The 14,477-nt window shown below is 30.7% G+C and carries 15 protein-coding genes and 1 tRNA gene; 10 read left to right on the top strand and 6 right to left on the bottom strand.

Annotated elements, in window-relative coordinates:
- Positions 1–444: 444 nt before the first annotated feature.
- From FHS04_RS08670 to FHS04_RS08645, 6 genes are all read right to left on the bottom strand, one after another.
- Entirely contained in the window at positions 445–1,086 is a 642-nt protein-coding gene (locus FHS04_RS08670) for a response regulator transcription factor (protein WP_027879502.1), read from the bottom strand.
- Positions 1,087–1,125: 39 nt separating this feature from the next.
- Positions 1,126–1,578: a retropepsin-like aspartic protease gene (locus tag FHS04_RS08665; protein ID WP_106677388.1), complete on the bottom strand. Its 453-nt coding sequence runs from the start codon at positions 1,576–1,578 to the stop codon at positions 1,126–1,128.
- Positions 1,562–4,117, bottom strand: coding sequence for a CHAT domain-containing protein (locus FHS04_RS08660; protein ID WP_106677390.1), 2,556 nt, complete (start codon positions 4,115–4,117; stop codon positions 1,562–1,564). Before FHS04_RS08660 ends, FHS04_RS08665 begins: the two co-directional genes overlap by 17 nt.
- Before the next feature lie 22 nt (positions 4,118–4,139).
- The gene (locus FHS04_RS08655) at positions 4,140–6,098 is read right to left on the bottom strand and encodes a PKD domain-containing protein (protein WP_106677392.1); all 1,959 of its coding nucleotides are present in this window, start codon (positions 6,096–6,098) and stop codon (positions 4,140–4,142) included.
- A gap of 105 nt (positions 6,099–6,203) precedes the next feature.
- On the bottom strand, positions 6,204–7,244 hold the full coding sequence (locus FHS04_RS08650; protein WP_221184972.1) for a hypothetical protein: 1,041 nt from the start codon (positions 7,242–7,244) through the stop codon (positions 6,204–6,206).
- A gap of 74 nt (positions 7,245–7,318) precedes the next feature.
- Positions 7,319–7,759, bottom strand: coding sequence for a hypothetical protein (locus FHS04_RS08645; RefSeq protein WP_106677394.1), 441 nt, complete (start codon positions 7,757–7,759; stop codon positions 7,319–7,321).
- A 137-nt stretch (positions 7,760–7,896) separates the two neighbouring features.
- Between FHS04_RS08645 and FHS04_RS08640 the strand changes: the two genes are divergently transcribed.
- The 10 genes from FHS04_RS08640 (at position 7,897) to FHS04_RS08595 (ending at position 14,476) form a co-directional block, all read left to right on the top strand.
- Positions 7,897–8,478: an RNA polymerase sigma factor gene (locus tag FHS04_RS08640; RefSeq protein WP_106677396.1), complete on the top strand. Its 582-nt coding sequence runs from the start codon at positions 7,897–7,899 to the stop codon at positions 8,476–8,478.
- 4 nt (positions 8,479–8,482) lie between these two features.
- A complete protein-coding gene (locus tag FHS04_RS08635; protein ID WP_106677398.1) occupies positions 8,483–9,232 on the top strand; it encodes a tetratricopeptide repeat protein in 750 nt (249 codons plus the stop codon).
- A gap of 64 nt (positions 9,233–9,296) precedes the next feature.
- Positions 9,297–10,064, top strand: a complete 768-nt coding sequence (locus tag FHS04_RS08630; RefSeq protein ID WP_106677400.1) for a TatD family hydrolase — start codon at positions 9,297–9,299, stop codon at positions 10,062–10,064.
- A gap of 20 nt (positions 10,065–10,084) precedes the next feature.
- Positions 10,085–11,116, top strand: coding sequence for an asparaginase (locus FHS04_RS08625; RefSeq protein ID WP_106677402.1), 1,032 nt, complete (start codon positions 10,085–10,087; stop codon positions 11,114–11,116).
- Between the two features lie 75 nt (positions 11,117–11,191).
- A tRNA-Ser gene (locus tag FHS04_RS08620) sits at positions 11,192–11,279 on the top strand.
- A 74-nt stretch (positions 11,280–11,353) separates the two neighbouring features.
- Complete coding sequence (locus FHS04_RS08615) at positions 11,354–12,133, top strand: MotA/TolQ/ExbB proton channel family protein (RefSeq protein WP_027879492.1); 780 nt, start codon at positions 11,354–11,356, stop codon at positions 12,131–12,133.
- Positions 12,134–12,167: 34 nt separating this feature from the next.
- Positions 12,168–12,599 carry a hypothetical protein gene (locus FHS04_RS08610; protein WP_027879491.1) on the top strand — a complete coding sequence of 144 codons (432 nt, stop codon included), beginning with the start codon at positions 12,168–12,170 and terminating at the stop codon, positions 12,597–12,599.
- Between the two features lie 3 nt (positions 12,600–12,602).
- Complete coding sequence (locus FHS04_RS08605; protein ID WP_106677404.1) at positions 12,603–13,214, top strand: ExbD/TolR family protein; 612 nt, start codon at positions 12,603–12,605, stop codon at positions 13,212–13,214.
- Between the two features lie 9 nt (positions 13,215–13,223).
- Entirely contained in the window at positions 13,224–13,697 is a 474-nt protein-coding gene (locus tag FHS04_RS08600) for an ExbD/TolR family protein (RefSeq protein ID WP_027879489.1), read from the top strand.
- Positions 13,698–13,783: 86 nt separating this feature from the next.
- Positions 13,784–14,476: a porin family protein gene (locus tag FHS04_RS08595; RefSeq protein ID WP_106677406.1), complete on the top strand. Its 693-nt coding sequence runs from the start codon at positions 13,784–13,786 to the stop codon at positions 14,474–14,476.
- Position 14,477 lies beyond the last annotated feature (1 nt).

Here is a 14,477-nt window from a genome sequence, read left to right as displayed (position 1 = left end):
ATGTTTATTAAATAAAATACGTACTACTACGTATATTTACGAAAAAATAACGAAACTTCTAGTTGTAATAAGTAGAAAAGCCCTAAACAAAGAGGCATGAATAGGGCTTTTAATCAATTCTCCCAAAATTGATTTTAATAGCGACGCTAAATTATATGATATAAAATTCTTACAAAATACGTAGGTCTACGTATATTTACGAAAACATTACGAAAACCTTTTTTAATAAAAAAGCCCCAAACCTTGGTTAAGTGGTTTAGAGCCTTTTTCAGTTTTCCCAAAATTGATTAATAGCAATGCTAAAGTAATGCATAAATACATTCTGTGAAATACGTAGGTCTACGTATATTTACGAAAATGTTACGAAAACTCTTAAAAAATAAACCCAAAATAATTGTATTACTTTGGGTTTGCTTAGTTTCTTTTAAATATTTAGACATTGTATTAAGTGTTTTTTATAAACTCTTTGTTTAACTGTGCCCAAATGGCTAGTGCGTTTTGAGAAGCTTTTAAATCTAGTTTTTTTACAATATTGCTTCTGTGCTTTTCAACTGTCCTAATAGAAGAGTTAAGTGTTTCAGAGATTTCTAAGCTTGACATTTCATTAGAAACCAATTTTAAAATTTTTAATTCTGTCGGCGTTAAAAGTTTATTTAAGTTTTTGCTAGAATAATTAATTTTTGAATTTAAATATGAAGCAATTTCTTGGCTAAAATAAGGTTCACCTTTTATAGCGCTATTTATGCATTGTTCAATTTCTTCTATAGCAAATTCTTTTAGTATATAACCATAGACATTGTATTCTTTAGCTTGATCAAAAAGGTGTTCTTCATTATCAAAAGTTATAAGTATTACCTTTGTAGGTAAATTGTTTTTATAACATGCTTTTGCAACTTCTAGTCCAGTCATACCTGGCATTCTTATATCTAAAAGCGCTAAATCTGGCTTAAGTTTTACAATATGGTTGTAGGCTGTTTTTCCGTCTTCTGCACTACCTATTATATTAAATCCTTTTGAAGAAATATAATCGGATAAACCTCTTAACATTAAAGGATGGTCATCTGCTATGACAATAGAAACACTCATTTATTGTAGATTTAGTTAATTTAAAGTTATAAAAAATGTTTACTTAAACTTCTTCAGGTAAAGATATTTTTTATTGTAGTCTATAATGGCTTTTATTTTTTTTAAAATATCTGCACCGATAATTCCATCAACAGGTTTAGAGTTATGATTTGTTAAAGCTATATTTACATGACTTAAATCAAATAGAACAAGAGATACTTTGTCTATCTTAAGTCGTCCAATTTTTATTTTATTTTTTTTTGAAATTTGAGTAGCCATATCTATTGCTCCCGCACCTGCAGCTAATATTTTGGAATCCTTAACTTTTTTTAAGTCAAATTTTTCTGCAGCTTCAAATCCTACACAGCTATTAGAAGCACCTGTATCAAGAATAAACAGTCCTTTAACTCCGTTTATGGTAGCTTTAATTTCAAAGTGATTAGTTTTAGTAAGTTTTAACTTTACACGAACATAATCTTGTCCTAATAAAAAATCTTTAAGCTTGTCTTCCATGTTTTTGTTTTCTAATAACAGACCATAAAAGTAATGTAATAGCTAAACCAATAAAAGTAAAAAGTAAGTAAATTAATATAGAGGATTTTCCTTTAATTGTTGTTGTTCCATAATAGACAAAAGCACTCCAATAATAAGGCGATTTTTTTGCGTTAGTTATTGACTTATCATCTAAATATTGCTGTTTAGATTTTTGATTTGCTATAGCTACAGATTCAAATTTGTTATAGTTTTTGTAAAAGTTATGCATAATTTGGGATGTAGATTTGTCATTAACTTTCCAAAGAGAAAAGACTAATTGGTCAATGCCTGCATATTGAAATCCTCTAGCTAAACTCATACTACCTTCACCCTTGTTTAGTTTACCAATGCCAGTCTCGCATGCACTTAAAACAACTAAATTATTATCTAATTGTTTTGTGTATAATTCATTTAAGTACAGATTGTCGTCTGCAAACTCGATATTTGCGGGTATACTAAAACTACCTGCATCTGCATGTGTAGAAAAATGTAAAATCCCATAATTATCCGCTTGTATAAAAGCGTCTTTTTTAGTCGCATTAGTATACATTAAAAACTTTGCATCTGTAAATTGATCTATACTTTTGGCTTCGTCTTCAGAAAAAGTTAAAGCCTTTTTAGTGTTTTTAAACACAGGAAATATTCCTAATACATGATCATCAAATTCTGGTTGCTTTCCTTTTAAGAATATTTCTGCGCTTGTGTTATAAACAATGCATTGTTTTTTTATTAAAAAAGGCATTTTACTATATTTGGTTGTCTTTGTTTTTTTTGAAATCAAACTTTCAAAAGGAATAAAATTTAAAAAACCATCGGGTATCACTATAAGGTTATTAGAAGCTTTTACACGATTTAATTTTAATTGTTGATACAGTTTAAATGCATCTGTTGTAAACTTAGATACATCATTGTTTATAGCGTTTGGCGAATTAAAATAACCTATATAATTAGAAATTGAAGCATCAAAAGATTTATCTCTTTTTAATTTAAAAAACTGTAAAGATTTATCTGAAATGATGAAGGTGTAAATATCATTTTCACCATAAAAGTATTCGACTAAAGACGCTTTTTCTTTTTTTAGTTTTTGTTTTAAATTATCAATAAAGTTTTCATTTTTATCGTTGGGATAACTTAAATCAATTTTGTTTTTTAGGACTTTTAAGTCGTTGCTTATTTTGGATAATTTATAGCTTAGATCATTAACTGTTTCAGATTTTTTTTCAAATTCAGCTTTTATAAGTTGATTGGTTAAATCTGCTTGTTTCGTTAATAAAACTTGTTCTCTTAATAGCAAAGTATCTTTTGGGTGAAGTTGTAAAAGACTTTTTTTAGCAATAGTTTCTTTTAAAATTGATGCTTTATTTTTTTCGGCATAAGCCAAAGCTTTTACAATAATATTTGGCGTTTTTAAGGTTTTAAAATCTTGGTAAAGTATAGCTATACAAGCCTCACTTCGTTTTCTGTTTTTATCTGCATGACGCAATTTTGCTTCTTGAGAAGTAATATTTTCTGTTAATAAATTGGAGACATAAAAACTACGGTCGTAACAATCTAAAGCATTTATACTGCTAATTTGAATATTGCCAAGTAAATCAAAAATATCAATAAACGTATTTTCTGCATATAAATCTTCATATTTAGGTAAGATATTAGCATCGTGATTTGGCAACAAAACCTTTAAAGCATTTTTAAGCTCTAAAGCACAAGCGTTTTTATGGTCTAATTTTAAATGAAGTTGGGCATTAAGCACGTGTAATTTTGCAATTGCTCTGGCTGAGAATTCTTGTTTGTTATACTGTTCTGTAATCATTTCTCGCAAGTGCAATAAAGCCTGTTTATAATCTTTACTTTTAAGAGCTAAATTATATTTAACTTCTGGGTTTTTGGTTTTTATTGTAGTGGCTTCAGAGTTGTTTAAAGCTATCTGATTGTTATTTTTTATGGCTAATAATTTTTCTTTTTTGGAAGAAGTTAAGCCAGCAATTTGAAGTCCATTTTCTGAAACTTTTATGGCTTCATCAAATTTTCCTGCTGTAAAATATAATTGAGCTAAATTGATGGCGCCTGCAATACGTTGTGAGTTGTTTTTGTTTTTTTCTGCAATAAAAATGTATTGCTTTATGGTGTTTTCTGCATTGGTGTAATCGCCAACTTTATTATATAAAATACCTAATGGTTTTAGACAATAGTCTATAATATCATAGTCTGTAATAGTGCTTAATTGGTGATTGTTGTAAATATTCCAGGCAGTTTGATAAGCCAAAATAGCTTGTGGTTGTTTGTTTATATTGTCTAAATAATGTCCTTTATTAATCAATAAAAAGAAATACGCTAACTGCTCATCAATAGTTTTGATTTTTGGTCTAAAATCTGTTTCTTTTTTTAGTAAAGTTGAAAAACTTTCAGCAGTTCTATTAGCATTAAATTTTTCTGTAGCCACATAAATAGCTTCTTCTAAATCTTGCGAAAAAGCAGTAGAAAAGGAAAGTAGAAGAAGGAAAATGAGGCTGTATTTCATTTATAAATTAATTCGTTTTTTATCAAAATTTCCAAATCGCATAAAACTGCATATAGTTGTAATTGTCTTTAAAGTTGAAAACGTATCTAGCACCAATGCTTGGTCCAATTCTAGCAAAACCAGCTGTAGCTTCAACTAAAAAACCACTTCTAAAATTGGTAAAAGATGCTTTGTTTTCAGTAGATATAGTTTCGCTACTAATTAATGCGCCAGGAACCGTATTTATGTTTTCGTAATCTTCTATGGTTGTTGTTGTGCTTTCTTTTTGACTAACCGAAATCATTCCTTGTAAACCAGCACCCAAACCAATGTAATTATTGACGTTATACCTTAATAAAACGGGAACTTCCCAATCTATATTGTTATAGCTTGTAGATGTTGTTGTACGTCTAAAAAATAATTCGCCAGTAGCACCGTTATCTGTAAATTGCTCTGAAATTTGAGTGCTACCATCAAACTCATGCAAACTATTTAATAACTCGACTTGCCAATAAAATCGATACGATTTGTAAGGTGAAAGTGTTGCGCCAACAAAATAACTTTTAGAATTGTCTAAATCAAAAAAGTAATTATAACCCGCTTTTGCACCAATAGAAATACCAGGCATAAAACGAGTAGTAGAGTAGTTGGTAATTATAGGTTCGTTTTTGTCAAATATGATTGCTGTTCTTGATTTGGTTTTAATTTTATGAAAGTTTTTACCAAACTTAATTCTGTATTTTACAAAACCTTTTGTCGAGTCGTATTCTTTGACATTTTTTTGCTCGCTACCAGGTAAGTAAATGTTTTTAAAGGTGAAAATGGCTTGTTTTTGCGTATACGTAGTATCTAAACAACTGTATTCTACATCGTATTTTGGGCAAATTTTAACCTTAGGATACATGTCTAAAACCTCAATAGTTGATTTGTCAAAAATCTCTGGAATATCAGTTTCTAAACGAATTGTTCTTGCTGGTCCTTCGCCATTATTTTGAAATTTGATTTTAAATTTTGGCTTTTTAAAACGCACCAATCTATAATTCATTAAAAAAGCGCTGGTAGACATTTTGTTTGGATCATGAGATGTGACTATTTCCATTTCCATGTCTTTGACGTTGTGATTATCGTAGTTTTCATCTGGTACATATATGCCTCTAACGCTAACAATAGCGCTAGTATCTTTAATCATTTCTGGCGTAGTTTTTATGGTGTAGAATACGTTGCGCTCTTCGTTTGGTTGCATGTTTTTAAAGGTAAACGCAGTGCTGTTGTTGTATTTAGCTTTAGATTCTTCTAAGGTTAATGGTAGGTTTTGCTTTTCGGTAGAGTCTTGAAGTTTTAATTGTAGTTTAAGTATTTTGTTTTCCGCGGAAGCGTAATAATTATCGGTATCTAATTTGGAAGTGAATACTAAATCTTCGGTGTTAATTTCATTTTCATTATGATACATTCTGCTTTCTGAAATTTCAAAATTGTCTGCTTTAAATTGTTTTTCATTATAAAACAGAAAAACTTTACCATTGGTGACATAATCCTTTGTGTTTTTGTATTTAACAATAACGACAAATTCTTCTTCTGGAACAGGCTCGCGATTGCGTTGTAAATCAAAATTTGTGGTCATACTTGCTTCCTCATTATAGCTTTCATCTACATTTGTAACCTTAATTTTTTTAGGTCTTGAGGTTGGAGTTTTACCAGTATCGTAATTGTTGGTTGCCCATAAGCGGACTTCGTATTCACCAGGCTTTTTATAGGTTTTTGTAGGGTTGTTTTCTTTGCTGTAGGTGCCATCACCAAATTCCCAATAATTAGTATAAAACGCTTTAGGTGCTCCAGCAATTTGGTTTAATTCTGGCGCGTTTGGTCTAAACTTTACTTGGTTTCCTTCAAATTTATGCTCTATTGTGGCTATGCGTTGCATGGTGTCTTTTGCAATATTTTCTTGAGAATAGCACAAAACAACAGCAAAGACAGTAAGGATTATAGCGATAAAATGTTTCATGACTCTGTGAATTAAGTAATTAAATGTAACGATAATTATTTTGATTTGGTAAAACACAAAAACCAGAAACGTAAATTTCTGGTTTTTGCTAAGTAGGTAAATTGATTATGGTAGCGCATTTATTATTGAAATTAAACTAGCTTCTGAGGTTACTGAAGTATCTTCAAATGTAAATGTGATTATATCATTTTCTGCAATCGTAACTGCTTTAATAGCATACCTCCATTGACCATTATCTTCGGTTACAAAAATAACATGACACTCTAAACCAATTGGGATTTGCCCGTAATGCTCACTAAATAAATTTAGTTCACCATCATAAGTGTCTAAGGCTGCAAGACCAGTATCTTCTCCGTCATACGATAAATATATAGCACTGTTTGTAAAGTTATATCCTACTGGTGCTTGTGCTTGTATTTGAGTTTTTGGTCTAGGATCACTATAAAAACGATCTACGTTAGACCATCCAAAGTTGTTTAAAAAGGCATAATATTGTCCACCTTCTACAAAAACACCACCTTGTCCAGTTGCGTCTTCAACTTCATCCCAAGTTAAATTATCATCTTCATCAATTGTACCTTCCCAAAGTACCATTTCTGGGTCTGCTCCACCAGTTAAGCTTGTTGGTATTGATAAGTTAAATGCGCAGTTTGTATCTAAAATTTGACCGTTTTGAGTCGCTTCGATAAAAAATTCGCCACCAGTTAAAAGCATAGCTTTATCGCCATTAGGCATTGTACCCATTGTAGGTTTGTTAGTGGTAAGCATGTTACCTTTTTCAAAAATTTCAACATACTCAATATCTACGTTACCTGTAATTTCGTTTCCGTTAAGGGTTAAACAGTCACCGTTTATTCCTAATTGCACACCGTTTTCTGAAGTTAATGTAATATATCCGTCGTCAGAATTAAAACTGAAGTTTTGAGTAATGTCTGCTAACGCTTCATCTTTAATGTTTTTAAACTCTTGTGCAGTTGCTGGATTTGGTTCAAACGGTGGTAAATCGTTGTCGTCTGTTGTTTTACAACTACTAAATAATAATGTAGTTAATAATAAAGATCCTAAAATTTGTTTTGTGTTAATTAAAGTTTTACTCACGTACTTATTATTGTTTAAGTGTTCGTGAAATTTTGTTGTAATTTTCATGATTTCTAATTTTTATGTGTTACACTTTTATATAAACAGGGTAAGGATTTTGTTACCCTGTTTTTTTATTAATTTTATTTTAATCGTTTACTAGCTATGATTTTATATGAGATTACGTCTCCTTTGGCAACTAATTGAATCATCTTTTTTGCTGAAACTTCTGAAGTTGAAAATCCTTTAGCTTCACCTTTTTCGCTTTTTACTTCCCAGAAGTAAAGTCTGTTTTCTTTCTTATTTAATTCACTTTTTAAAATGAAATAGTTGCTGATTTTTTGTTCTAATACTACTTCGTTTTGTCCAACTAAATTGGCGCGTCTTTTAGCGTCAAATAATGTTTTTGCTGTTCCTCTAAATTTACCAGTAGTTGTTTTTACATACCAATCATAGACTTTTACTAAATCGTCTTTGGTCATTGTTGCAGTTGTTACACTGTTAGGCTCTGTTGTTATTGTTGTAGCGTTAAGGTTTAATAATCCAAATACTACTGCTGCGATAATTAAAATTGTACGTTTCATAATTTCTAATTTTTAAATTGTTGTTTCGTTTTAAGTTGTGTTGCCTTTTGGCTTATTCACCCTTATATCAAATCCATTTAAAAATTGTTACCCTATTTTGTTCAACTTTTTTTAAATTCGTTTAAAACAAAGGGCTTATGAGTAATAAAAAAGTACACGAAGACCAGAAGTATATAGATGGATTGGTCAATAATAATTCCTTTATCATACAGACTATATATGACAAGTTTGTGCCTAAAGTAATTAACTATGTGAAGCAAAATAGTGGTGACGAAGAGTATGCGCAAGATGTAGTACAAGACACCATTATTACAATTTATAACCAAGCAATACAGAAAAACTTACAGTTAACCTGTCCTTTTGATGCGTACTTTTTTTTATTGTGTAAGCGTAAATGGTTAAATACTTTAAAAAAAATTAATAATAAGGAGGTAACAATTAACGAAGAGGTGTTATCTAAAGATGACGATGCAGCTCAATTTGTGTTTGAAACGTCCATTTTTGAAAACAAGCAAAACTTATTTAATCAAATGTTTGACCAATTAGGAAAAGCTTGTAAAGACTTACTAAATGCAACTTTTAAAATAAAATCTATGGAAGAAGTCGCAGCAAGTCTTAATGTAAGTTACGCTTATGCGCGAAAGAAAAAATCTTTATGCATAGGACAGCTAACAAAAATGGTACAAGAGTCGCCAACGTTTAATCAGCTAAATTATTAATGTTATGGAAGAACAAGAGTACATCCTTTTTGAAGATTATTTGTCAGGCAATTTAGATGAAAATGCTACAAATGCTTTTGAAACTAGATTAGAAACTGACAAAGCTTTTAAGCAATCTTTTAGTATATATAAAGATATTTCTGCGCACTTAGATCACGAAATTGGAAACGAAGAAAAAACAATGGATTTTAGAGCCAATTTAGACAATATATCTCATAATTATTTTTCAAAACTAAATGCACAACAAGAAGAAGTAAACGTGAAAAAATCATCTGGTTTTTACAAGTTTGCAATAGCTGCAAGTGTTGTGTTGTTACTTGGATTTTTTGTGTTTAATCAATTTTCAAGTGATCCAAGTTATTCAGATTTTGCTAATTACGATCAAATTAGTTTAACGGTAAGAGGCGATAATGATGCGCTATTAAAAGAAGCTGAAACGGCATTTAATACTAAAAACTATGAAGAGGCAGAGTTGCTTTTTAATCAAATTTTAGAAGAAGATTCTAATAATACTGAAGTTCAACTTTATAAAAGCATCACGTTGATTGAAACCAATCAATTTAGTGAAGCAGATGAATTATTAAAAGCAATATCAGAAGGTAATTCAATCTATAAAAATAAAGCGATGTGGTATTTAGCCTTAAGCAAATTAAAACAAGATAATTTAGAAGCTTGTAAAAACGTGTTAAAGAACATCTCAGAAGACGCCGAAGATTATAAGCAAGCACAAAAATTACTCAATAAGCTATATTAAAAATCAATTTTAAATAAGCCTTAAAAAGTCATCTTAAACAAGATGACTTTTTTACTTTTGCAACATGATAATTACAGATACCCATACACATTTATATAGTGAAGCTTTTGACGAAGATAGAGACCAAATGATGCAACGTGCATTAGACGCAGGTGTAACACGTTTTTTTGTGCCAGCAATAGATAGCACTTATACAGAAGGCATGTTAGCTCTAGAAAAAGATTATCCTAACAATGTGTTTTTAATGACAGGTTTACATCCAACACATGTAAAAGATAATTATAATCAAGAGTTAGAGCATGTAGTAGACATGTTGGATAAGCACAAGTTTTATGCAATTGGCGAAATAGGAATAGATTTATATTGGGATAAATCCACATTATCAATTCAGCAAGATGCCTTTAGACAACAAATACAATTGGCAAAACAGCACGAGTTACCAATAGTAATACATTGTCGTGATGCATTTGATGAGGTGTTTGAAATTTTAGAAGAAGAAAAAGGAGATAATTTATACGGTATTTTTCATTGCTTTACAGGAAGTTTAGAACAAGCAAAACAAGCCATAAGCTATAATATGAAATTAGGAATTGGTGGCGTAGCAACGTTTAAAAACGGAAAAATAGATCAGTTTTTAAATCAAATCGATTTAAAACATATTGTTTTAGAAACCGATGCGCCTTATTTAGCGCCAACGCCATATAGAGGTAAACGTAATGAAAGTAGTTACATTACTAAAGTATTAGAAAAATTATCGGATATTTATCAAGTTTCAGAAGAAAAAATAGCTGAGATCACTACAGAAAATTCAAAAGACGTTTTTGGTATTTAATCTAAAAATCATAAATCGAAATGACTAAAACCATACCTAACATACTTTTAATCTACACCGGTGGAACCATTGGTATGATAAAAGACCCAGAAACTGGAGCGTTACGAGCTTTCGATTTTAACAATCTTCTTAAACGTATACCAGAGTTAAAGCTATTAGACTGTAATATAGAAACCATATCGTTTAAAGATCCAATAGATTCTAGTAACATGCAACCAAAATATTGGACGCAAATTGCTGAAATTATTGAAAACAAATACGAAGCTTTTGATGGTTTTGTAGTGCTTCATGGAAGTGATACCATGAGCTATACAGCATCAGCTTTAAGTTTTATGTTAGAACATTTAGCAAAACCAGTTATTTTTACTGGTTCACAATTGCCAATAGGAGATTTACGTACAGATGCTAAAGAAAATTTAATTACGTCAATTCAAATAGCATCGCTTCAATATTATAACAAACCTATAATCAAAGAAGTCTGTTTGTATTTTGAATATAAATTGTATCGTGCCAACCGAACTACAAAAATCAACGCAGAACATTTTGAAGCTTTTGCAAGCCTAAATTATCCAGATTTAGCAGAAAGCGGTGTGCATCTTAAAATTAATAATGAATACTTGTGGAAGCCAAACCCAAGAAAAGACTTAATTGTACATAAAAATTTAGATGAAAATATAGCGCTTGTAAAACTATTCCCTGGCATCACAAAACAAGTTTTAGAATCAATTTTTAAAAGTGAAGGATTAAAAGGTGTCGTTTTAGAAACTTATGGGGCAGGAAACTGCTCTACAGAACCATGGTTTTTAGATTTATTAAGAGAAACCACAAAAAAAGGTATACATATAGTTAATGTCACCCAATGTTCTGGAGGAAGTGTAATTATGGGAAGATACGAAACTAGCGAAAACCTTAAAAGAATAGGTTTAATCTCTGGAAAAGACATTACTACAGAAGCTGCTTTAGTAAAAATGATGTATTTATTGGGGCAAAATATTTCTCCTAACTTATTCAAAACCATATTTGAAACGTCCTTAAGAGGTGAAATGACCTAAAATTAACGTCTAAAATTTCAGCTTTAGAATATTTTTTTGTTATTTGCCGTGCTGTAAGAACAAATAAGTAATTACAGAGAGGTGGCCGAGTGGTTTAAGGCGCACGCCTGGAAAGTGTGTATATGTTAATAGCGTATCGAGGGTTCGAATCCCTTCCTCTCTGCGTAGTTTTTTATTTCAGATTACATAATTTTTTATATCTTTAACACTTTAACTAATAAAATTAAGAAGAACAAAATGAAAAGATTATTTTCTATCCTAGCTATAGCATGTATTATGGCTTTCGGAACAGCTAACGCAACTGCAAATGCTGCAATGACAACTGCAACAACTGTAGTCTTAACTCAAGAAGATTCTAATGAAGCTGCAGATGCGCCAGCTGAAGAATTAGGATTCCACCAAGAACTTAAAAAGCGTTTTATAGAAGGTGGACCAGGATTTATGGGGATTGTATTATTATGTTTAATTCTTGGTTTAGCAATTGCTATTGAAAGAATTATCTTTTTAAACTTATCTACTACAAATTCTAAAAAATTAACTCAAGATGTAGAAGACGCTTTACAATCTGGAGGAATTGAAGCTGCAAAAGAAGTTTGTCGTAATACAAAAGGACCTGTTGCTTCTATCTTTTACCAAGGTTTAGATAGAGCAGATGGAGACTTAGAAGCTGCAGAAAAAGCAGTAGTAGCTTACGGTGGAGTACAAATGGGACAATTAGAGAAAAACGTTTCTTGGATTTCTTTATTTATCGCATTAGCACCAATGTTAGGATTCATGGGTACGGTAATTGGTATGATCCAAGCTTTTGATAAAATTGAAGCAGCTGGAGATATGCAACCATCATTAGTAGCAGGAGGTATTAAAGTAGCCTTATTAACTACAGTATTTGGTCTTATCGTAGCAATTATCTTACAAATTTTTTATAACTATATTATTGCAAAAATTGATAGCATCGTTAATGACATGGAAGATTCTTCTATCACTTTAATCGATATGTTATCTAAGTACAAGAAATAATTCACTCAATTACTAACTTTAAAAATTAAAGATTATGCACAAGATTTTAAAAATAGTTGCTTTAGTATTGAGTTTAGCTGGTATAGGTTTATTAATTGGTATTTTAGCAACAGGAGACGAAGCTATTAAAGCAGGAGACAATGCTGTTGTAGACTACATGTCTTATGTAGCATACATAGTACTTTTTATTATCCTTTTATCAGTAATCATTTTTGTATTTAAAAATTTATTTTCAAATACTGGATCTCTAAAAAATACGTTAATAGGTGTAGGAGCATTCTTAGCAGTGCTAATTGTATCTTATGCTGTATCAGGAGGAGATACGATGGTTTACAAGTACGGAGGTAACCCAGCTACAGAAGGAGAATCTCATATGGTTGGAGCAGGATTAATCGCATTTTATGTGTTAATACTAACTGCAGCAGGAGCAATGTTATTCTCAGGTATCAAAAAATTAATAAAATAAATTATGGCAAAAAGATCAGCACCAGAAGTTAATGCAGGCTCTATGGCTGACATTGCCTTCTTATTATTAATATTCTTCTTAGTAACAACTACTATAGAAGTGGATTCTGGTATTAACTCTAAGTTACCACCAGATATTCCGCCACCAGAAGTTAAAATTAAGCAGAAGAATATCTTTACAGTTGAGCTTAACAAGAGCAACCAAATGTTGGTTGAAGGAGATTTAATGGAAATTAAAGATCTTAAAGCTGCTGCATTAAAGTTTATTGATAACGGAGGCGGGCAAAGCGCAGAAGGAGAGAGATGTGATTATTGTAGTGGAGAACGTAATCCAGAATCATCAGATCATCCTACAAAAGCGATTATTTCGATAACTCACTCTAGAGCTACCGATTATGAGACGTTTATTACAGTTTATGATCAACTAGTAAGCGCTTATTCTGAGTTAAGAGAAAAATTATCTCAAAAGCTTTACAACCGTTCTTTTAAAGAAATGGAAGCAACTTATGATGACTCTAAGTCTTCAGAGTTTAAAAGCGAGAAACTAAAAGATAAGATAGAGAATATTAAGAAAAAATATCCTAGAATCATATCTAAAGCAGAACCACAATTTTAATTAAAAACTATGTCAAAATTTAAAAAGAAAGGTAGTAATGAGCTACCAGCAATTTCTACAGCATCTTTACCGGATATTGTATTCATGCTATTATTCTTTTTCATGGTAGCAACCGTAATGAGAGACAGTAGTTTGAAGATAAAAAACAATTTGCCGTCTGCTGCAGATACTGAAAAATTAGGTCAGAAAAACTTAATCATGTTTATTTATGCAGGTCCACCTAGTGACAGTTATAAAGACAGATATGGTACTGAAGCAAGAATTCAGTTAAATGACAAACTTGCCGATATAAACGATATAGGTGTTTTTGTTGCTGCAGAACGTGCTAGTAAACGTGAAGAAGAAATTCCTAAGTTAATTACTGCTTTAAAAGTAGATAAATCAACAAATATGGGATTAGTTTCTGATATAGAACAAGCTTTACGTAAAGCTGGACAACTTAAAATTAATTACACTACTAAAAAAGGTAGTGCACTTAAATAAGAATACTCTTAATTTTATAACAAAAGGTGTTTTGATTTTCAAAACACCTTTTGTTTTTTATACCTTTATACTTATTAGTTTTAAAAATGAAGTTTAGGTTAATATTATTTTTTATACTTAGTTATACGTCTCTTTTGGCCCAAGAAGAAGAGTCTCCATTTCCTAACGTAACAGATTCGCTTTATAGAGAAGATCAGTTTTATTTAGGTGTTACTTATAACCTACTAAACAATAAACCCAATGGAGTTAATCAAAATAAGTTTTCAAGCGGGTTTCACTTCGGTTTTATAAGGGATATGCCAATTAATAAAAAACGAAACAAAGCTATAGGAGTTGGTTTAGGTTTATCTTTTAATAGTTATAACCAAAATCTTTTAATCTCTGAAAATAATAAGGAGATAAATTTTTCTGTAATTAATGATGATGTTAATTACTCTAAAAATAAGTTTTACACTTCAATAGTTGAATTACCGATCGAGTTTAGATGGAGAACATCTAAAGCAAAAGAATATAATTTCTGGAGAATTTATACTGGAGTTAAATTTGGTTATGTTTTTTCTAACTCTTCTAAGTACGAAGGAGAACCTGAAAACATAAGAATAAAGCAAATAGACAGCTTTAATACGCTTCAATATGGGTTAACCTTAAGTGCAGGTTATAGTACTTGGAATTTTCATTTATACTACGGACTAAACCCAATTTTTGACAATAGTAATGTTAATAACAATCCTATTGATATGACTGATATCAAAATAGGTTTGATGTTTTATATTCTTTAAA

This window comes from Mesoflavibacter zeaxanthinifaciens subsp. sabulilitoris (assembly GCF_014191595.1).
Classification (GTDB): Bacteria; Bacteroidota; Bacteroidia; order Flavobacteriales; family Flavobacteriaceae; genus Mesoflavibacter; species Mesoflavibacter zeaxanthinifaciens.
Note: the sequence above shows the minus strand (reverse complement) of the source record. Positions and strands in the feature narration are given on the sequence as shown.

Coding starts and splice junctions, on each gene's coding strand:
- FHS04_RS08630 (WP_106677400.1), top strand. CDS start 9,297: ATGATAATTACAGATACCCATACACATTTATATAGTGAAGCTTTTGAC.
- FHS04_RS08670 (WP_027879502.1), bottom strand. CDS start 1,086: ATGAGTGTTTCTATTGTCATAGCAGATGACCATCCTTTAATGTTAAGA.
- FHS04_RS08605 (WP_106677404.1), top strand. CDS start 12,603: ATGGCAAAAAGATCAGCACCAGAAGTTAATGCAGGCTCTATGGCTGAC.
- FHS04_RS08615 (WP_027879492.1), top strand. CDS start 11,354: ATGAAAAGATTATTTTCTATCCTAGCTATAGCATGTATTATGGCTTTC.
- FHS04_RS08655 (WP_106677392.1), bottom strand. CDS start 6,098: ATGAAACATTTTATCGCTATAATCCTTACTGTCTTTGCTGTTGTTTTG.
- FHS04_RS08600 (WP_027879489.1), top strand. CDS start 13,224: ATGTCAAAATTTAAAAAGAAAGGTAGTAATGAGCTACCAGCAATTTCT.
- FHS04_RS08610 (WP_027879491.1), top strand. CDS start 12,168: ATGCACAAGATTTTAAAAATAGTTGCTTTAGTATTGAGTTTAGCTGGT.
- FHS04_RS08650 (WP_221184972.1), bottom strand. CDS start 7,244: ATGAAAATTACAACAAAATTTCACGAACACTTAAACAATAATAAGTAC.
- FHS04_RS08635 (WP_106677398.1), top strand. CDS start 8,483: ATGGAAGAACAAGAGTACATCCTTTTTGAAGATTATTTGTCAGGCAAT.
- FHS04_RS08625 (WP_106677402.1), top strand. CDS start 10,085: ATGACTAAAACCATACCTAACATACTTTTAATCTACACCGGTGGAACC.
- FHS04_RS08595 (WP_106677406.1), top strand. CDS start 13,784: ATGAAGTTTAGGTTAATATTATTTTTTATACTTAGTTATACGTCTCTT.
- FHS04_RS08665 (WP_106677388.1), bottom strand. CDS start 1,578: ATGGAAGACAAGCTTAAAGATTTTTTATTAGGACAAGATTATGTTCGT.
- FHS04_RS08660 (WP_106677390.1), bottom strand. CDS start 4,117: ATGAAATACAGCCTCATTTTCCTTCTTCTACTTTCCTTTTCTACTGCT.
- FHS04_RS08640 (WP_106677396.1), top strand. CDS start 7,897: ATGAGTAATAAAAAAGTACACGAAGACCAGAAGTATATAGATGGATTG.
- FHS04_RS08645 (WP_106677394.1), bottom strand. CDS start 7,759: ATGAAACGTACAATTTTAATTATCGCAGCAGTAGTATTTGGATTATTA.